Annotated in this window: 13 protein-coding genes, 1 tRNA gene and 1 pseudogene; 5 read left to right on the top strand and 10 right to left on the bottom strand. The window is 70.4% G+C overall.

The features are described 5' to 3' along the window. From TsocGM_RS17170 to TsocGM_RS27675, 4 genes and pseudogenes are all read right to left on the bottom strand, one after another. Positions 1-556, bottom strand: a pseudogene (locus TsocGM_RS17170) (hypothetical protein); the annotation flags it as partial. A gap of 1,015 nt (positions 557-1,571) precedes the next feature. Continuing rightward, positions 1,572-1,659, bottom strand: a tRNA-Ser gene (locus TsocGM_RS17165). Continuing rightward, positions 1,646-2,110, bottom strand: coding sequence for a tRNA adenosine(34) deaminase TadA (gene tadA, locus TsocGM_RS17160; protein ID WP_126726686.1), 465 nt, complete (start codon positions 2,108-2,110; stop codon positions 1,646-1,648). The genes TsocGM_RS17165 and tadA overlap by 14 nt, the downstream gene beginning before the upstream one ends. A 5-nt stretch (positions 2,111-2,115) precedes the next feature. Beyond that, positions 2,116-3,840 carry a sulfatase-like hydrolase/transferase gene (locus tag TsocGM_RS27675; protein WP_199756810.1) on the bottom strand — a complete coding sequence of 575 codons (1,725 nt, stop codon included), beginning with the start codon at positions 3,838-3,840 and terminating at the stop codon, positions 2,116-2,118. A gap of 244 nt (positions 3,841-4,084) precedes the next feature. On the opposite strand from TsocGM_RS27675, the gene TsocGM_RS17150 reads away from it, so the two are divergent. Both TsocGM_RS17150 and TsocGM_RS17145 read left to right on the top strand, forming a co-directional pair. Then, positions 4,085-4,495, top strand: a complete 411-nt coding sequence (locus TsocGM_RS17150) for a nucleotide pyrophosphohydrolase (RefSeq protein WP_126726685.1) — start codon at positions 4,085-4,087, stop codon at positions 4,493-4,495. Next, on the top strand, positions 4,476-5,171 hold the full coding sequence (locus tag TsocGM_RS17145) for an HAD family hydrolase (protein WP_126726684.1): 696 nt from the start codon (positions 4,476-4,478) through the stop codon (positions 5,169-5,171). Before TsocGM_RS17150 ends, TsocGM_RS17145 begins: the two co-directional genes overlap by 20 nt. Here TsocGM_RS17145 and TsocGM_RS17140 read toward each other — a convergent pair. Both TsocGM_RS17140 and TsocGM_RS17135 read right to left on the bottom strand, forming a co-directional pair. Next, positions 5,125-6,156, bottom strand: a complete 1,032-nt coding sequence (locus TsocGM_RS17140) for a prenyltransferase/squalene oxidase repeat-containing protein (RefSeq protein WP_126726683.1) — start codon at positions 6,154-6,156, stop codon at positions 5,125-5,127. The genes TsocGM_RS17145 and TsocGM_RS17140 overlap by 47 nt on opposite strands. Positions 6,157-6,343: 187 nt before the next feature. Continuing rightward, entirely contained in the window at positions 6,344-8,023 is a 1,680-nt protein-coding gene (locus TsocGM_RS17135; protein WP_126726682.1) for a SpoIIE family protein phosphatase, read from the bottom strand. Positions 8,024-8,083: 60 nt separating this feature from the next. Here TsocGM_RS17135 and TsocGM_RS17130 point away from each other — a divergent pair, with 60 nt between their 5' ends. The 3 genes from TsocGM_RS17130 to TsocGM_RS17120 are packed head-to-tail and all read left to right on the top strand — an operon-like array spanning position 8,084 to position 13,314. Continuing rightward, entirely contained in the window at positions 8,084-10,714 is a 2,631-nt protein-coding gene (locus tag TsocGM_RS17130) for a PSD1 and planctomycete cytochrome C domain-containing protein (RefSeq protein WP_233578984.1), read from the top strand. Between the two features lie 20 nt (positions 10,715-10,734). Further along, the gene (locus TsocGM_RS17125) at positions 10,735-12,192 is read left to right on the top strand and encodes a DUF1501 domain-containing protein (RefSeq protein WP_126726681.1); all 1,458 of its coding nucleotides are present in this window, start codon (positions 10,735-10,737) and stop codon (positions 12,190-12,192) included. 54 nt (positions 12,193-12,246) lie between these two features. After that, positions 12,247-13,314, top strand: coding sequence for a peptidyl-alpha-hydroxyglycine alpha-amidating lyase family protein (locus TsocGM_RS17120; protein WP_126726680.1), 1,068 nt, complete (start codon positions 12,247-12,249; stop codon positions 13,312-13,314). 184 nt (positions 13,315-13,498) lie between these two features. Here the strand turns inward: TsocGM_RS17120 and TsocGM_RS17115 are convergent, their stop codons facing one another. The 4 genes from TsocGM_RS17115 to TsocGM_RS17100 all read right to left on the bottom strand — a co-directional run bounded on the left by TsocGM_RS17115 (position 13,499) and on the right by TsocGM_RS17100 (position 17,896). Then, complete coding sequence (locus TsocGM_RS17115; protein ID WP_233578983.1) at positions 13,499-14,695, bottom strand: acyltransferase family protein; 1,197 nt, start codon at positions 14,693-14,695, stop codon at positions 13,499-13,501. Between the two features lie 152 nt (positions 14,696-14,847). Beyond that, a complete protein-coding gene (locus TsocGM_RS17110) occupies positions 14,848-15,831 on the bottom strand; it encodes a PLP-dependent cysteine synthase family protein (RefSeq protein ID WP_126726679.1) in 984 nt (327 codons plus the stop codon). 67 nt (positions 15,832-15,898) lie between these two features. Beyond that, positions 15,899-16,771 (bottom strand): gluzincin family metallopeptidase, encoded by an 873-nt coding sequence (locus TsocGM_RS17105; RefSeq protein WP_126726678.1) that lies wholly within the window; start codon positions 16,769-16,771, stop codon positions 15,899-15,901. A 195-nt stretch (positions 16,772-16,966) separates the two neighbouring features. After that, positions 16,967-17,896 (bottom strand): dihydrodipicolinate synthase family protein, encoded by a 930-nt coding sequence (locus TsocGM_RS17100; RefSeq protein WP_126726677.1) that lies wholly within the window; start codon positions 17,894-17,896, stop codon positions 16,967-16,969. Positions 17,897-18,179 lie beyond the last annotated feature (283 nt).

The following is an 18,179-nucleotide window of genomic DNA, read 5'->3' as shown; positions in this document are numbered from 1 at the left end:
CGACGGCGGGAGCGTTCTCGGTGTCCGAGGGGGCCGCGTGCCGGGCGGAGGCGCCGGCGACGACGGGTTGCTCGTGGCCGACCGAGACGGCCAGGGTCCAGAGCGTCTTCGCGTCCTCTGCCGCGTCTGGTCCCGGAGGCCCGCCGGGCAGCCCGAACATCGCCATCGCCCACGCCCGATCGCGCCCGTCCCAGCGCGAGCCCAGGCGAATCTGACTATCCAGCCGCCGCCAGTGCCGGATCAGCCAGTCGCAGCCGAACGCCGTCGCCTCCAGCTCCTCGATCACGTTGACCGGATCGAGCATCAACCGCTGCCCCATCTTTCTCGCCGCCGCCTGCTTCCGCCGATGCCAGCGCCCGACCGCCTCTCGGGCCGCCGCTTCCCTCGCCTCCTGATTGGCCCGCTCGATCCGATCGAGCCGCACCGATAGGACGGCGGCTCGTTGAATCAAATGCTCCTCGACCACGTTGTCCGGGCCGGCCTCTCGGCGCCAGCGTTCGATGACCTGCTCATACGCGACGCGATCCTCCTCCGGCACGAGAACCTCTGCCGCCATCCCGTGCCTCAAGCCGTTGGCCCGGCTGCGTGCTTTTCCTTCCTCCGTCCTCGGTCCCGTCGAAAGTTGCGCGTTCCGCCGGTTCGCCTCGATCCGCTTCGGTGAGATGCCGCCGCTCATGATGCTCCCCCCGCGATGTGCCTCGACGGACTCCAGGGAATGAGAAGGTGCCGATCGCTCTGGCCCGTCCGCCGCGCCGTGCCGCAGCGCGATCGCTTGGCGCGCAGGGGCCCCTCAGCGACACCATCGGAGGATGGGGGGGGCTCCAGTCTCAAAATCCGCCGGTGGCGACGCGCTGGAGCGGGCGTGCAGCCCTGGCGGGAGGCCGTTTCGGGGGGCCACGGGCGGCTGGTCCGCCAGGGCTCCGGTCGAGCGGATCTCCAGGCGCGCCCCTGTCTCCGAGCGTGCGATCCGGCGCGGAGTTCGGTTCTTCCAGCGATTCAGCGCACTGGCGAACCAGCCGCCCGTGGCACCCGGCGCGAACGGCCCCGGAGGCTGGGGTCGACGCGCCCCCAGCCTCCCCGCTGAGGCCTCCAGCGTTTCGCTCGATCGCGGCCTGACGAGGCTCTGAATGAAGGAACTTGTGAATGAAGAGAACAAAGAGGAAAGAAGAACAGAAGGGGCGATTCCTGATGAAGTGGCGGGGAGGCTGGGGTGGTGTCGCCCCCAGCAACTCCGCCGCCCGTGGCACCCGGCGCGAACGGTCCCGGAGGCTGGGGTCGACACGCCCCCAGCCTCCCCGCTGAGGCCTCCAGCGTTTCGCTCGATCGCGGCCTGACGAGGCTCTGAATGAAGAGAACTTGTGAATGAAGAGAACAAAGAGGAAAGAAGGACAGAAGGGGCGATTCCTGATGAAGTGGCGGGGAGGCTGGGGTGGTGTCGCCCCCAGCAACCCCGCCGCCGAGCGGAATGCCCCCCGAGTTGCGCGTTGGGGATGACGCCAAAACGACGACACCCCCCTGACCTGAGGGAGGGGGGTGTCGTCGATTCGGGATGGTCAGGACGGTGGTGTTAGCGGAGGAGGTGGGATTCGAACCCACGGTACCGGAGACCGGTACACCGGTTTTCGAGACCGGCCCTTTCAACCACTCAGGCACTCCTCCCGGCGGGGGGCGACAGGGAATCGTGTCGCCGGTGTTGGAAGAATCGGGAGAGGAGCTCGCCGCATTCTTCCGAGAGCACGCCTCCCTGGGTTCGGGCCTGATGGTTCAGGCGGCGGTCCCGGGTCAGGCGGTAGAGGGAATCGCAGGCACCTGCCTTGGGGTCGGAGGCACCATAGACAATCAACGGGATTCGGGCAAGGACAATCGAACCGGCGCACATGGGGCAGGGTTCGAGCGTCACATAAAGGCGGCAGCCATCCAGCCGCCAGGTGCCGAGGGACCGTCCGGCCGAGGAGATCGCCAGTCGCTCGGCGTGGGCGGTCGGGTCGGACAGGAGTTCTCGCTGATTGAAGGCCTCCGCGATGATGCGATCCTCGAGCGTGATCACGCAGCCGACGGGGACTTCTCCCAGGCGGAAGGCCTCCCGAGCCAGGTCGAGCGCCCGATGCATGGCGATCAAATCCTGGGGGCTGGGCGGGGGAAGGTCCGGGGGGGCCGGCGGGTGGGCGATCGGCGAGGCTCCGGAAGGCGGGAATTCGTCGAACCGTAAGGGGGCAATGAAGATTCGGCAATCCGATTGGGCTTATGATCGCTCCCGATGGCGTGCTCGTCAAGGTCCTTCCGGGGAAAACCGGCCGAGGACGAGGGGGTGAGGGCGACCCGGGTCATCGGCGCGGGGGATTCGGGGCGGGAGGGGGGGGGGGGGGGGGGAGGGGGGGGGGGGGGGGGGGAGAGGGGGGGGCCGAAGGTGGGGCGGAGGTCGAGGGGGTCGCCCAGCTCGTCCTGGAGGCGGAGCAGCTCGGCGTAGAGGGAGTCGAGGGTGGGGGCGAGGGAGGGGTCGGCGGCGAGGTCGATTCGCTCCAGGGGGTCGCGGTCGAGGTGGAACAGTCGGGCGACCCGGGCGTTGGGATAGAGGATGAGCTTGAAGCCGTCCCGGGTGATCGAGCGTTGCAGGTTGATGTAGGCGGCGTAGATCGACCGGCGGGGGGAGGCGTCTTCGGTCCGGGAGAGGAGGGGGACGAGGCTGGTGTAGCCGACGTGGTCGGGGATGGGGAGGCCGGCCAGTTCCAGGGTGGTGGGCATGATGTCCTGGAGGTAGATCGGGGCGTCGATGACGCGGCCGGCCTCGATGCCGGGTCCGGCGAGGACAAACGGGACGCGGAGGCTGGGGTCGTACATGTTCTGCTTGCCGAGCAGCCCGTGGTGCCCGACTGACAGGCCGTGGTCGGCGGTGAAGACGATCAGGGTGTCGTCGGCCTTGCCGGAGGCGTCGAGGGCCTCGAGGATGCGGCCGATCTGCTGGTCGAGGTGGGTGATGATCGCGAAGTATTCGCCGCGGTGGACCCGGACGGCGTGCTCCGAGCGGGGGAACGGGGCGAGGGCCTCGTCTCGGAGGGAAGGCCCGCAGCCGATGAGGTCCTTGTGGGGGTACTCGGGCAGGAAGTTGGCCGGGACGGCGACGCGGTCGGGAGGGTAGCGGTCGACGAACTCCCGGGGGGCCTGGCGGGGGTCGTGGGGGGCGTTGAAGGCGATGTACATGAAGAACGGCGCCTCCCGCTCCGAGGCCCGGTCGAGGTACGCGACGGCGTCATCGGCGGTGACTTCGCTCCAGTGCCGGCCCCCGGCCCAGTAGCCGCCGAAGGAGGGATCGGACGGATCCCACGGGTCGGGCCCGGAGGCGGGGGGGCGGTGAGAGCCGGCCTCGGTCTGCGCGGGCATGCCGGGACGGACGTGGCGGGCGAGGTCGAAGGCGGCGCCGGCGTCGGCCTGGATGTGCCATTTGCCGGTCATGTAGGTGTCATATCCGGCGGACTTGAGCAACGAGGGCCAGAATCGCCCGGCCGCCAGCTCGTCGGCGATCGACTCGGAGATGGCGAGAGCGTCCCAGAGCGTCCGGCCGGTCATCAGCATGCATCGGCTGGCGACGCAGATCGCCCCGTTCCACCCCCCCATGTTGTAGGATCGGGAGAACGAGGTCCCCCGCGCGAACAATCGGTCGAGGTGAGGTGTCTCGACGTCCACCAGGCCGAGGGAGCCGATCGCTTCGTAGGAGTAGTCGTCGGCGAAGAGGACGAGGATGTTCGGCCGGTGCGGGAGGTCCCCGGCCGCTCGGGGGGGGGCGTCGAGCCCGACCGCGATCGGGGCGAGCATGAGGACGATGGCCGACGTCAGGACGCTCATTTCGACCTCCAGGGCGCTCGAGACCCGGCTGATGGGACCCGAGTGTCGCACGATCCGACCGGGGGGGCAACCATCGGCTTCCGGCCCCGATCCGGCGAGGGGAAGGAGGAGGACGTGAGGGGAGGGCGGAGCGCCTTTGGGAGGCCAGACGGGTTGCGTGCGGGGGGATTGGCCGGGTCTGATGAGAGGATCGGGATCGTCTGCGTCCCGAGGAGATCCGCCGGAGTCGGAGCCAGGGCCCGCGATGAACGACGACGAAACGACCGTCCGGGAACTGAAGCGGCTTGTGCGGGGCTTCTCCCGGGAGCGGGACTGGGAGCAGTTCCACCTTCCGAAGGATCTGGGGCTCTGCCTGGCGATCGAGGCGGGAGAGGTGCTGGAGCACTTCCGCTTCCGGACCAACCGGGAGATCGCCGCCGCGCTTGACGATCCCGCTCGGAAACAGGCCCTGGCCCACGAGCTGGCCGATTGCCTCTGGGCCTTGCTCCGGCTGGCGGATGTCTGCACGATCGACCTGGCCGGAGCGCTGGAGGAGAAGATCGCCCTGGCCGCCCGGAAGTACCCGGTGGACCTTGCCTCGGGGAAGGCCGAGAAGTACACCGCCTACCTCGAGGATGACGAGGAGACCGCCTCCGATGGCCGCAACCCGGTATGATGTGATTACGTTCGATTGCTACGGCACCCTGATCGACTGGGAGCGCGGGATCCAGGATGCGTTTGCCGGCGAGGCGTTCCGATCGGGGACGACCTTCGACGGCGATGCGATCCTGAGGGCCTACCACGAGCTGGAGCCGAGGGTGGAGGCCGAGACGTTCCGGCCGTACCGGGAGGTGCTCGGCGAGATGGCCCGTCGGGTGTCGAGGGAATTCCACTGGGAGATCGACCCGGGGAGGCTCGGCTTCCTGGCCGAGAGCCTTCCGCACTGGGCGCCGTTCCCGGAGACCGGGGAGGCGCTCCGGAGGCTGGCGAAGGAGGGCTACCGGCTGGGGATCCTCTCGAACGTGGATGACGACCTGCTTTCGGCGTCTCGGCGGGCGATGCCCGACGTGTTCGACCCGGACCTGATTGTGACGGCCGAGGCGGTCGGGTCGTACAAGCCGGCGGTCGGCCATTTCGAGGAGGCGAGGAGGCGGATCGGCGGGTGCAGCTGGCTGCACGCGGCGCAGAGCGACTTCCACGACATCCAGCCGGCGACCGCCCTTGGGATCCCGTCGGCGTGGGTCAACCGGAAGCGAGAGCGATCGACGGGGGACGGCCCGAGGCCGATCCTGGAGGTCTCGTCGCTCAAGGAGTTGGCGGATCGGCTGTGCGGGGATTCTGGTCGGGGGTGATCGCCGGGGGGAGGTCGGCCGCGTCCGGCTCCTCGATTCCTCGGGTCGCCAGCAGGGCGAGGGTGGCCCAGGCCGAGGTGGAGGTGTGCTGGGCGTCGCTCTGGTTGCCCGAGGGGCGGGTCGTCTCGGGCCATCCTCCGGAATCGAGCTGGGAGGAGAGCAGGAAGGAGCGGCCCCGGAGGGCCATGCGCCTGGCCTCTTCGGAATCCGTCTCGCAGAGGGCGAGAACGGCGATCGCCGTGTCGAAGACCTCCGGCGGGGAGGTTGCGAACGGCCCCCAGCCGCCGTCGTCGGCCTGGGAGCGCCGGAGGAGCGCGATCGCCTGCGATCGGCGTTGGGAGACGGTCGGGGAGCCCGGGTCATCCGGGCGAAGCAGCTCGACGGAGGCGTCGAGCACGGTGCGGATCGGTCGGGAGCGGAGCCAGGAGGTCGCCCGATCGATCTCGGTCCGGTAGCGGTCCGGGTCGGCGTTTCGGAGGACCTCGAGCGCGGAGAGCGAGGCGAGGGACCAGCCGTAGGTCGTTGGGGAGCCGAGGGTGTCGGGCCCGTCGAGCGGCCAGGAGCCGTCGGGCTGCTGATCGCTCGCGATGCGATCGGCCGAGGCCTGGAGGGCCGATCGGTTGCGAATCCGCCCCGCCTCGATCCCCGCCGAGAGGGCCCGGGCGAACTGGATGCGGGCGAGCCGCTTGTCGCTGAAGGCGCCGTTTCCGCCGTTGTCGTCCCAGGAGGCCGGCTCTCGGAGCCAGGCGACCGAATCGGAGAGGGCGGCCTCGGGCACCGGGACGCCGAGGGCGATCGCCCGGAACAGCGCGTGGGCGCCGTCGCCGTTGTGGTGGCAGGAGGCGCAGCCGTTGGCCGACCTCCAGCGGGGGACCTCCTCGGCCAGGTAGGAGACGGCCCGCTGCTCGGGGCCGGAGGGATCCGAGATCGGGCCCGAGAGGAGCAGGAGCCCGGCCAGGGGCGGGAGGGTCGGGAGGGAGATCATCGGCGACCTCGGCTGGGGGCATCGACCCGGGAAGTCCTCGAGCCGGATCGACCCCGAGGTGGGGATCCCCCAGCGTCGCCGGGCCCCCGGCGGAAGTCGATTGCCGGCCGATTGGGAAAGAAGTTTATTTGTGGGTGTTTGTGGATTTTGCGAGGCGAGAGGCTTCCTGGGGGAGCCGAGCGCCCGATCAGGGCCGGCGGCCGAAGCAGATGAGGGTGAGGTCGTCGGTCTGGGGGGCTCCCCTGGAGAAGGCGGCGATGCGGTCGATGAGGTGGGGGCCGAGTTCCTTCGGGGAGGAGGGGCCGGAGGCGATCGCCTCGGCGAGGTTGCGGCAGCCGAACCAGCGGCCGTCCGGGTCGGTCGCGTCGGTGGCGCCGTCGGTGTACAGGACGACGACGTCTCCGGGGAGGAGGCGGACCGCGACGGGCGCGAAGGTCGCCCCCTCGACGACCCCGAGCGGGGGCCCCTGGGGCACCCCTCGGATGGACTCGACCCGGCCGTCGGCTCGGCGGAGGATCGGGCTCTGGTGGCCGGCGCCGGAGACGGTCAGGGTGTGGTGCTCGGTGTCGAGGATCAGCAGGAGGAAGGTGATGAAGCTGTCCGGCAGGTCGGCCTCGGCGATTCTCCGGTTGAGCATGGCGAGGACGAGGCCGGGGTCGGGCTCGGAGGCCAGGGCGAGCTGGACCTCGCTGGAGAGCTTGGCCATCAGCAGCGCCGCGGGCATGCCCTTGCCGGCCACGTCGCCGAGGGCGATGGCCCAGGACCGGCCGGCGGCCTCGCCGGGGATCGCGGCCCGGCTGGGGTAGCCGAAGTAGTCGCCGCCGACGTCGAAGGCCGTTTCGTAATAGTGCCAGAAGTCGTACCCGGGGAGGCTTGGCGGCTGCTCGGGGAGCAGGGCGCGCTGGACCTCCCTGGCGTACTGGGAGTCGCGGTCGCGCTGGCGGCGACAAACCATCTCCTCGTGGAGCCGGGCGTTCTCGACGGCCACGCCGATGGGGCCGAGCAGGGCGAGGAGCAATTCCAGGTCGGCCGGCTCGAAGGGGCGGGAGCGGTCCTGGGCGTCGAGCTGGAGCATCCCGATCGGCGTTCGGTCCCGGTCGAGGATGGGGGCGCAGATCATGGTCCGGATGCCGGAGAGCGCCAGGCTCTCGGACTGGGCGAAGCGCTCGAAGTTGGGGAGGTCGGCGCAGCAGATCGCGACGCGGCGGTCAAGGACTTCCTCCAGGACCGCCCGGCTGATGGTGTAGGGGCGCTGGGTCCAGCGGCGGACCCGGTGCCGGAGCGGGATGAGGTCGGGTCCGACCGGTCTGGAGTTGGTCAGGTGGACGAAGCCGCGATCGGCCTGGGGGAAGATGAGGAACAGGGCGTCGAGGAGCTTCTCCAGGACCTCGTCGAGGTCGAGGGTGGAGCCGACGGCTCGGCTGACCTCGAGGATGCCCCGCAGGGCCTCGCCGGGACGGGCCGGCTCGGGGGTGAGATCCGAGGCGCCGAGGTTGATGCTGGCTCGGATGGACGAGGAAAGCTCCCCCTCGTCCTCGATGCGGACGCGGGCGCCGTTGAAGACGAGGAAGAAGTCGCAGATGCGGATGGCCTGGCCATCGGCCAGCCGGAGGGGCCCCTTCCCCTTGATTGGGAGGCCGTCGAGGTAGGTGTTGTTGCGGCTCTCCAGGTCTTCCAGGAAGAAGGAGTCGTCCCCTCCCCGGGTGAGCCGGGCATGCCGGCCGGAGACGGTCGGCTCGTCGAGCACGAGATCGCATTCGGTGGATCGGCCAATCAGGAATCGGTCGCCGCGAAGTTCGACGAGGCGCTCGGCCAGACCGATTCGCTGGATCCGCAGCGTCGGGGTCGCGAAGGGGCCGCCCGCCATGCTTGTCGCCCTCCACCGATCGGCCCCCTCCGCGGCGCATCCTGGCGGATGCGGCGGTTCTTGACGCCGACGCTCCGGAAGGGGCGTCCGGTGGGAGTCTGGCTCAACGGTGTTGTTCGATCCGGCTCGGTCGTTCTTGTCTCGATCGCCCCTGTCATTGTCGTCTCGGCCGAGGGGGACGCCAACGAAAAACCGGGGGAGCCGGAGGAGGCCGCTCCCGGGTCGAGGAGGCCGGCCCGATGCCTGGCGGATCCGGGAGCATCCTCCTGGTACGATTGGTGGGGGGCGCTCGTGATCGCCCGTCTCGACGAGAAACCGGAGGACCGCGTGATGCTCCGACTTCTCCCGGCCGCCCTGGCCTCCTGGGTAGCCCTGCTGGGCTGGTCTGGCTCCTCGCCGGGAGCGATCGCGGATGACGACCGCGTGTCGTTCGAGCGGGAGATCCGGCCGATCCTGTCGGATGCGTGCGTCTTTTGCCACGGGCCGGACGCCAATCATCGCGAGGCGGGCCTGCGGCTCGATCGCCGGGAGGAGGCCGTCGCCGACCGAGGAGGCTACGCCGCCATCGTCCCGGGGGACCCCGAGTCGAGCGAGCTGATGCTCCGCGTCTGCTCGGAGGACGAGCTCGATCGGATGCCTCCCCCGGATTCCGGCAAGGAGCTCTCGCCCGAGCAGGTGGAGCTGCTGCGGCGCTGGATCGAGCAGGGAGCCGAGTTCGAGGAGCACTGGAGCTTCGTTCCGCCGACTCGGCCCGAGGTGCCCGAGGTGGGCGAGTCCTCCTGGCCGCTGGGGGCCGTCGACCGGTTCCTGCTGGCCGAGATGGAACGCCACGGGCTGTCGCCGGCGGCGGAGGTCGATCGCGGGACGCTCATCCGCCGGCTGGCGCTCGACCTGACGGGGATCCCGCCGACGATCGAGGAGCTGGAGGCGTTCGAGCGCGACGACCGCCCGGGGGCCGAGGATCGGCTGATCGATCGGCTGCTGGCCTCTCCAAGATACGGCGAGCGCATGGCGATCCTCTGGCTCGACCTGGTGCGCTACGCCGATACCGTCGGCTACCACGGCGACCAGGAACACCACATCTCTCCCTATCGGGACTACGTGATCGCCGCGTTCAACCGGAACCTGCCGTTCGACCGCTTCACGGTCGAGCAACTGGCCGGGGACCTGCTGCCGGAGCCGACGATCGACCAGCTCGTGGCCTCGGGCTACAACCGGCTGTTGCAGACGACGCACGAGGGGGGCGCCCAGGACAAGGAATACCTGGCCAAGTACGCCGCCGACCGCGTGCGGAACCTGTCTGGTGCCTGGCTCGGCGCGACGATGGGCTGCGCCGAGTGCCACGACCACAAGTACGACCCCTACACGCAGGCCGACTTCTACCGGCTCGCCGCCTTCTTCGCCGACCTGAAGCAGCGCGGCGCCTATCCCGGTCCCGACGTCTCCCCGACCCCCCGGGAGCCCGAGATCGAGGTGCTCGACGAGGTCGATCGCCGGGAGCTGGCCGAGGTGGAGGAGGCGATCGCCGCCCTGGGGGATCGCCCGGGGAGCGAGCCGGAGCGGGAGGCCCTGGAGCGGAAGCGGGAGGAGATCGCCTCCCGGGCCAGGAGGACGATGGTGAGCGTCTCGGTGGAGCCGAGGATCACCCGGATCCTGCCCCGGGGGAACTGGATGGACGAGTCTGGGCCGGTGGTGGAGCCGGGGGTGCCCGGCGTCCTTCCCGAGCTGGGGGTCGAGGGCCGCCGGGCCTCCCGGCTGGACCTGGCCCGGTGGCTCACCCGGCCGGACCACCCGATGACCTCCCGGGTGTTCGTCAACCGCCTCTGGGACCGCTTCTTCGGCCGGGGGCTCTCGAGATCGCTCGACGACACCGGGGTGCAAGGCCAGGCGCCGTCGCATCCGGAGCTGCTCGACTGGCTGGCCGTCGAGTTCGTCGAGAGCGGCTGGGACGTCAAGCATCTGGTCCGGCTGATGGTTTCGTCTCGGGCGTACCGGCAGTCCTCGATCCCGACGCCGGAGCGGCTCCGGGAGGATCCCGACAACGAGTGGTTCGCCCGACAGGGACGCTTCCGCCTGCCCGCCGAGCTGATCCGGGACCAGGCCCTGGCCGTCAGCGGCCTGCTGGTCGAGCGGCTCGGGGGCCGATCCGCCCGCCCCGACCAGCCCGAAGGGTACTACGCCTTCCTCAACTTCCCGAAGCGCACCTATGTGCCGGACTCAGACGGCTCCCAGTACCGCCGGGGGGTCTACATGCACTGGCAGCGTCAGTTCCTCCACCCGATGCTCCGCGCCTTCGACGCCCCGACCCGGGAGGAATGCACGGCGAAGCGGTCGCAGAGCAACACGCCGATCGGGGCCCTGACGCTGCTGAACGACCCCTGCTTCGTCGAGGCCGCTCGGGCCTTCGCCGGGAGGGTGCTCCTGGAGGTCGAGGGGACCGACGCCGATCGGATCGCCTGGGCCTGGCGATCGGCCCTCTCCCGGTCGCCGACCGTTCGGGAGGTCGAGGCGCTCGTCCGGCTTCTGGAACGGGAACGGTCCGACTCCGGGGCCGATCCCTCGGCCGCCTCCGCCCTGCTCGGGACCGGCCTGGCGCCGGTTCCCGAGGGGATCGACCCCGCCGAGCTGGCCGCCTGGACCGCCGTGACCCGGGCGATCCTCAACCTGCACGAGACGATCACCCGCCTCTGACCGCCGGGAGCCCCTCCGCCATGGCCTTCTCCCCCCTGCTCCATTCGACCCGCCGGGCCTTCCTCGGCCGGACCTCGCTGGGGATCGGCTCGATCGCGCTGGCCTCGCTGCTCGGGACGACGGCCCGAGGCGTCGGGGCCGACCGCCGAGGAGTGCTCGGCGGGGCCGACCGCCTCGGCGGTCTGCCGCACCTGCCGCACTTCGCGCCGAAGGCGAAGCGGGTCATCTTCCTGTACATGTCCGGCGGCCCGAGCCACCTGGAGACGTTCGACTTCAAGCCCGAGCTCGCCCGCCGGGACGGCCAGCCAATGCCGGAGTCGTTCACCGCCGGCCAGCCGATCGCCCAGCTCCAGGGGCAGGAGCTGAAGTGCCTGGGGCCGCGGTTCCGGTTCCGCAAGCACGGCCAGTCGGGGCAGGAGATCGCCGACTGCCTGCCGGCGACCGCCCGGATCGCCGATGAGATTTGCATCATCCGGTCGATGTATACCGACCAGATCAACCACGACCCGGCCCACACGGTGATGAATACCGGGACGTCCCTCTCCGGGCGGCCGAGCATGGGATCGTGGGTGACTTATGGACTGGGAAGCGAGGCGGACGACCTGCCCGGCTTCGTGGTCCTGACGAGCGAGGGGGGGCGGAATCCCCAGCCGATCGCCTCCCGGCAGTGGGGCAGCGGGTTCCTGCCGGGGAAGTTCCAGGGGGTGCTGTTCCACTCGGTCGGCGACCCGGTCCACTACATCGACAATCCTCCCGGGGTCGACCGGGCCGGCCAGCGTCGCCTGATCGACACGGTCAACGAGCTGAACGCGATCGCCGGGGAGCGTCTGGCCGACCCCGAGCTGGAGACGAGGATCGCCCAGTACGAGCTGGCCTCGCGGATGCAACTGAGCGTCCCCGAGCTGACCGACTTCAGCGACGAGCCGGAGGAGGTGCTCCGCCTCTACGGCGCCGACGGGCCGGACGGCTCGTTCGCCGCCAACTGCCTGATGGCCCGTCGGCTGGCCGAGCGCGGGGTGCGCTTCATCCAGCTCTACCACCGGGGCTGGGACCACCACGGCGACCTGGTTCGCTACATGAACACGTGCTGCCGCCTCTGTGACGGGCCCAGCGCCGCCCTGGTCGAGGATCTGAAGCGGCGCGGCATGCTCGAGGAGACGCTGGTCATCTGGGGAGGGGAGTTCGGCCGGACTCCCATGTTTCAGGGCAAGGGCCAGGAGCCGGGGCGCGACCACCACATCAAGGGGTTTTCGATGTGGCTGGCCGGCGGCGGGGTCCGGGGGGGCGTTTCCTACGGCGCGACCGACGAGCTGGGGTACAACGCCGTCGAGAACCCGGTCCACGTCCGGGACCTGCACGCGACGATGCTGCACCAGCTGGGCATCGACCACAAGCGGTTCTCGCACAAGTTCCAGGGGCTCGACATGAGGCTGACGGGTGTGGAAGATGCCCGGGTCTTATCCGACATCCTGGCCTGACCGGCCGTCGCCCCGGGGTGGCGGCCGACCCGGCCGGACCGAGGAGCCCCACCCATGACGCACCGACTCTCCCCGGCGACCGCCGCGCTGGCGATTCTACTCGGTTCGCCCCCGGCCCCGGCCCTGGCCCAGAAGCCGAGCACCGCGCAAGGGCCGCCGGCGGTGTACCCCCGAGTCAGCGTGGCCACCTGGTATCAGGTCGACCCGACCTGGCCGAAGACCCCCGAGGGGATGCCCGGCAACCACGTGCCGGGGATCACCTGCGGGCCGGACGGGAACGTCTACGTCGCCGTCCGGGCCGAGCCCCCCATCCGCGTCTTCGCTCCCGACGGCGAGTTCGTCCGAGCCTTCGGGGAGGGGCTGTGCTCGATGGTCCACCACCTGACGTTCGACCCCGACGGGAACCTCTGGGTGGCCGACGTCGGCGACCACACGCTGAAGAAGTTCTCGACCTCGGGGGAGCTGCTGATGACCCTCGGCACCCCGAATGAGAAGGGCTGCGACGAGACTCACTTCAACATGCCGACGGACATCGCCATCGCCCCCGACGGCGACCTGTTCGTCTCCGACGGCTACGGCAACGGCCGGGTCGTCCACTTCGACAAGGACGGCAACTACGTCAAGTCGTGGGGAGAGCTCGGCATCGCCCCCGGCCAGTTCAGCATCGCGCACGCGATCGCGATCGACTCGAAGGGCCGCCTCTACGTCGCCGACCGCAACAACGTCCGAGTCCAGATCTTCGACCAGGAGGGGACGCTGCTCGACACCTGGGCGAACGTCATCGTGCCCTGGGGGTTCTCCGTCACCGAGGAGGACGAGATCTGGATCTGCGGCTCCTCTCCCATGCCCTGGAGGCTGGACGACATCACCCTCGGCTGCCCGCCGAAGGATCAGATCTTCATGAAGTTCTCCCCCGAAGGGAGGCTGCTCCAGCAGTGGGCGGTCCCGAAGGGGGAGGACGGCCACGAGGAGCCGGGGGAGTGCAACTGGGTCCACTGCATCGCGGTGGATCCGGCCGGCAACATCTATGTGGGCGACATCAACGGCCAGCGCGCTCAGAAGTTCGTCCCGATGACCTCCGGGGAGATCGCCGGTCCGATCGCGTCGCGGCCGGGTGACTGATCGCTCCCGGCCTCCTCCCGTCCCGGGCGCTGGAGCCCGGGACGGATCGGGGGAGGCTCGTCCGGCCGGAGATCCCAGCTGGCTCGGCGGCCCCGGCCTCCGGGAGGAGCGTGCGGGATCGATCGTCGCCGCTCGACTGTTCTTGATCTCTGCGCTCGTCTGGCTTGTCTGTTTGAGATTGTGATCAGATCTTCAGGTAGAGCCGGCGGCGGTCCATCCAGAAGAGCAAGGCCCACATCACGGCCAGGACCGCGGCGCCGTGGAGCAGCGGCTCATACGGCTCGCCGAGGACGCGGAAGGGCTCGGCGCCGAGGTGTCGGGTCAGGGCGTCGCCGATGAACCCCTCGAACAGCCAGCTCATCAGGTAGGCGGCGATCGAGTTCATGCCGATCACCGTCAGGGGGAAGACCCACGCCTTCCAGCCGAAGCCGTCGATCACGCCGAACGCGGCGCCGAGGAAGAGGAAGCACCAGCCTCCGCTGAAGAGGACCCAGCTTGGGGTCCAGATGCGCTTGACGATCGGGCAGAGGTGCAGCTCGCCGAGCCCCCAGCCGAGGGCCATCGAGATGGCCCCGGCCGCGAGCAGCCAGGCCACCTTCCCCCGGGCAGACCGGCCGCTCTTGAGGACCTCGCCGCCGATCAGGCCGAGCGTCATGGTGGCCAGCGTGGGCACGAAGCTGATCGTGGCGTAGCCTCCCCGGTTGTACAGGAAGGGCTTGTCACGCGGGAACAGGTTCAGGAACCAGCGGTCGAAGGCCCAGGCGAGGTTGCTGTTCTTGTTCCAGTGCGACTCGAAGCCCTGCATCAGGTGCGGCCAGTCGGGGGGAACGCCGACCGAGGCGTAGTCGAAGTCCGGCCCCGGCGCCGGGTAGAGGACGAACGCCACCCAGGTGCCCACCAGCAGAACGGCCACCGCGATCCAGCGCTCCCGCTGCGGCCGGAAGCCGAGCAAAAAGAGGAACGGGTAGCCGAGGCCGATTTGCGTGAGGGTGTCCTCGAACGTGTAATCGGTTCTTGAGTCGCCGATCGACCGGAGGAAGATCCCCAGCGCGATCAGCACCGCCGCCCGCCAGAGGGCATGCAGCAGCAGCCTCCGTCTCGACTGACCCCGGGCCAACCGGGAGGCGATCGAGAACGGCAGCGAGACGCCGACCAGGAAGGAGAACGAGGGCTGGATCAGGTCGTGGAGCGAGCAGCCGATCCACTCGACGTGCGACTGATGGCGGCCGAGCGTCTCCCAGAGGCGGCTCTCGGGCAGGGAGGCGGCCACTCCGGCCAGGTGGAGAACCTCCGCCATCATCAGGAACATGACCAGGCCCCGATAGGCGTCGATCGAGGCCAGGCGGCCGGCAGGAGCGGGAGAAGCCGGGGTGGTCGTCATCGGAGGGCCTTCGGGAGCGAGTCGAGATCCGGTCGGATCGCCCGTGGTCCAGAGGCCGGGTCGAATCGAGTCGAAGGACGATCTTCCCGTCGCTGGTCGCCTCGGACAAGACTGAGCCTCGGGGGATCACGTGCCTTGGTGCCGGGAGGCGATCACGGGAAGAGGTCCGTGGAGAGGTACTTCAGGCCGGTGTCGCAGGCGAGGAAGGCGATCGTGCCTCCCCGCTCCGGGCCGAGCAGCAGTCTTCGGGCGGCGGCCAGGTGGGCTCCGGTCGAGGTCCCCGCGAAGATCCCCTCCTCCCGGGAGAGCAGGCGGGAGGAATCGGCCGCCTCCTGGTCGCTGACGGCGATGAACCCATCGACGAGTGAGCGGTCGAACAGGGGGAGGTCGGCGTCTGCCCGGCCGTAGCCGGCTCCCTGGATGCAGTGGCGACGGCTCGGGTCAGCCGTCGGGCAACCGGCGAGCACGGCCGCGTTGCGGGGCTCGACGGCGTAGATCCGGACCGAGGGCTTCCGGGCCTTCAGCGCCCGGGCCACTCCGGTCAGCGAGCCGCTGGTTCCGGGGCAATCGACGTAGGCGTCGATCGCGCCGAGCGACTGCTCCCAGAGCTCGGGGCCGGTGTGGAGCTCGTGGGCGAGCACGCTCCCGGCGCGCTCGAACTGGCGGGCCCGGAAGGCGCCTCGGTCGGAGACGATCCGGGAGGCGGCCTCGTCGACGAGCCTCAGATCCTCCCCCGTGACCTGGCCGGGGACCGAGCCCGGGGCCTGGTCGACCAAGACGACCTCGGCGCCGAGGGCGGCCATCATCCGGGCGCGCTCGATGCTGTTGCCTCGGGACATGACCGCCACGAACGGGTGGCCGAGGGCCCGACAGACGATCGCCAGGCCGGTCCCGGTGTTGCCGCTGGTCAGCTCGACGACCGGCTGGCCGTCGCGTAGGAGCCCCTCGGCCTTCGCCCTTCGGATCAGTTCCAGGGCCACCCGGTCCTTCTTGCTCGCCCCCGGGCTGAAGAATTCGAGCTTCACCAGGAGGCGGCCCTCCAGGCCGAGGAGGGCGGGAATCCGGGAGAGCTCGACGAGCGGTGTGTTCCCGATGGTGTCCAGGACGGATCGGGCCAGCGCGGGGGGGCGATTCATGATGTGTGTGGGAAGGAGGACGAGGGAGCCCCCGGGCCGTCGGGGGCGTCGGCCTGGCCCCCTGATTCTACCGGGAGGCCCGGTCGGCCGGCGACTGGCCTCGGAAGACGACCGAGCCGCGATCCGAGGACGCTCCGGTGTCGGTCCGGGCGGCGATCGCGTCGCCGGGGGAGGGGGCCGGGTCGAGCGAGTGAGAGGCGACCGAGTGCCAAGACCTCCAGGCGCGGTCGAGCTCCCGGGCGTTGGCGAAGCGGTAGTGGGTGCGCGTCGCCTCGTCCCAGCCCCGCTCCATGCCGTCCTTCAGGAAGGCCAGGAAGCGTTGCCGGCCGCCGTGCTCGACCAGGAATCGGGAAACGGAATAGCCCTGGCCGTAGAACCCCATCAGGTCCCTGGGGTATTCCTCGATGGAGAACAGTTCCGGGAGCGGCCAGCCGCCGGTTCGGGCGAGCAGGTCGGCGGCGAAGCGCTCGTGGCGGAGCCGCTCTCGGCGATCCTCGCTGAGCAGCGAGGCCCCCTCGTCGGCCCACCTCGGCAGCGGGCCGCCGAAGTAGGAGGCGAAAATGGTGTGCGTGATCTCATGAGGCAGGGCCGAGGCGAGGATCCGGTCGAGCCGGCCTTCGAGGCGGATCTCCTGGTCGGCCACCGTGCCGCCGGCGAAGCCGAAGGAGGTCACGCCGCCGGCCTCTCCCCCGGTCAGGGTGACCCGGATCGAGCAGGGGGTCGGCCAGTCGGGGAGCTCCTGGCCGAGCCACTGGCGGGCGATGACCGTCCGGTAGTGCTCGGCGTATCGGGCGACCTGCCGCGCGGCCTCGGCGCTGGGCGCCTCGACGACGAAGTTGTCCGATCGGGCGGACGCCCCGGCCAGCATCGGTGTGAGGGCGAGCGCCAGGGCCGCCAGGGCGCGGCGGCCGAACGTCCGGGTCCGAGGGCGGATGCCCATGCCCGAGTCCTCCGTGACCGGTTGCGCGGACCCGTCGTGGGCCCGCCTCGATTCCGTTCGAGCGATCGCCGGGCGATCCGACGCGGCCGGGCTCCCGCCCATCGGCCGCGACGGTCGCGAACCTTAGCAAAAACGCGAGGGGATGTCATCCCCCGGATCGGGGGCGGCTCCTGGGGTCCCCGGGAGGGGCCGGAGTCAGCCCGGGAGGCCGCCGGCGACCGGCTCCGACGCCGGTTCCGGGAGGAAGCCGACCTCCTCGATCGCCGAGACGACCTTCCGGGAGGTTTCCGGGTCGAGCGAGGACATCGGGGCGGGCAGCATCCGGTCGAGCAGTCCTCGGTGCCGGCAGGCGGCTTCCAGGCAGGCGAGCATGGGGCCGAACGACATCGCCCGGGCCAGCCGGGTGAGCTGGGTCTGGAGTCGGAAGGCCCGGCCGTCGTCTCCGGCCCGGGCGGCGTCCCAGAGGGCGACGCAGAGCTCGGGGAAGGCGTTGCCCAGCGCCGGGACGAACCCGTCGGCGCCGAGGGCCGTCGAGGTGCCGATCAGGTCCGAGCCGTGCAGGTAGCTGAAGTTCCGCTCTCTGCGGCTCGGGACGGAGAAGTCCTGGGTCCGGAAGAGGCCGGGCCAGACGTCCTTCACGCCGAGGATCCTCGGATGCTCGGCGAGCCGCAGCAGCTCGTCGAAGGTGAGCTGGTTGCAGACCCAGGGGGCGTTGTAGATGATCAGCGGCCGGCTCAGGTGATCGGCCAGGGTGGAGAAGTAGGAGATCAGCTCCCCTCGGGGGAAGGGCTGATACCACGGGGGAAGCGCGGCGTAGTAGTCGTAGGGCAGGTCGTCGAAGCGGGAGGCGCGCTCGAGGGTCCGCTTCGTCCCCATGTCGGAGACGTTCAGCACCAGGGGGACTCGGGATCCGGCGACGGCGGCGACCACCTCGGCCGCGGTCCTCGCCTGGCGCTCGGTGACGAGGTCGAAGCGGGCGGTCGTGCCCATGACCCACAGGCCATGCACCCCGGCCTGGAGCTGAAGGCCCACCAGCCGTTGGAGCGCCGGGACGTCGATCGCCTCGTCGGGGCCGATGGGGGAGGCGACCGGGGGAACAATGCCGTGCAAGTGGGGCAGAGCCATGAGAATACGCTCCAGGGGGCGTCGCCCGATCGGAGGTTCGGGCACCCAGGGGACGGGCCTTCGGCCGGGGGTCGATGCCAGGAGGACCAGTATGCCAGGAGCGTCCCGCCGTCGCCACTCGGGGGGGAGGACCGGCCGATCGCGGGCGAGGTTCCGGCGGAATCGCTGATGAGGGGCCCTTGAACCGGCCGATAACCCGGAATGTCGTGATTCAGGCGCGCATCGCCGGTGGACCCGGCGGGCGTGCTCGGCAGCGGCCGGGCAGGCGATGCGGACCCGGGCC

Origin of the sequence: Tautonia sociabilis (assembly GCF_003977685.1) — a bacterium.
GTDB lineage: Bacteria > Planctomycetota > Planctomycetia > Isosphaerales > Isosphaeraceae > Tautonia > Tautonia sociabilis.
Note: the sequence above shows the minus strand (reverse complement) of the source record. Positions and strands in the feature narration are given on the sequence as shown.

Bases quoted from the DNA above. Each gene is read 5' to 3' on its own strand.
- tadA (WP_126726686.1), bottom strand. From the start codon at position 2,110: ATGCATCGGGCGCTCGACCTGGCTCGGGAGGCCTTCCGCCTGGGAGAA.
- TsocGM_RS27675 (WP_199756810.1), bottom strand. From the start codon at position 3,840: ATGAGCGTCCTGACGTCGGCCATCGTCCTCATGCTCGCCCCGATCGCG.
- TsocGM_RS17150 (WP_126726685.1), top strand. From the start codon at position 4,085: ATGAACGACGACGAAACGACCGTCCGGGAACTGAAGCGGCTTGTGCGG.
- TsocGM_RS17145 (WP_126726684.1), top strand. From the start codon at position 4,476: ATGGCCGCAACCCGGTATGATGTGATTACGTTCGATTGCTACGGCACC.
- TsocGM_RS17140 (WP_126726683.1), bottom strand. From the start codon at position 6,156: ATGATCTCCCTCCCGACCCTCCCGCCCCTGGCCGGGCTCCTGCTCCTC.
- TsocGM_RS17135 (WP_126726682.1), bottom strand. From the start codon at position 8,023: ATGGCGGGCGGCCCCTTCGCGACCCCGACGCTGCGGATCCAGCGAATC.
- TsocGM_RS17125 (WP_126726681.1), top strand. From the start codon at position 10,735: ATGGCCTTCTCCCCCCTGCTCCATTCGACCCGCCGGGCCTTCCTCGGC.
- TsocGM_RS17120 (WP_126726680.1), top strand. From the start codon at position 12,247: ATGACGCACCGACTCTCCCCGGCGACCGCCGCGCTGGCGATTCTACTC.
- TsocGM_RS17115 (WP_233578983.1), bottom strand. From the start codon at position 14,695: ATGACGACCACCCCGGCTTCTCCCGCTCCTGCCGGCCGCCTGGCCTCG.
- TsocGM_RS17110 (WP_126726679.1), bottom strand. From the start codon at position 15,831: ATGAATCGCCCCCCCGCGCTGGCCCGATCCGTCCTGGACACCATCGGG.
- TsocGM_RS17105 (WP_126726678.1), bottom strand. From the start codon at position 16,771: ATGGGCATCCGCCCTCGGACCCGGACGTTCGGCCGCCGCGCCCTGGCG.
- TsocGM_RS17100 (WP_126726677.1), bottom strand. From the start codon at position 17,896: ATGGCTCTGCCCCACTTGCACGGCATTGTTCCCCCGGTCGCCTCCCCC.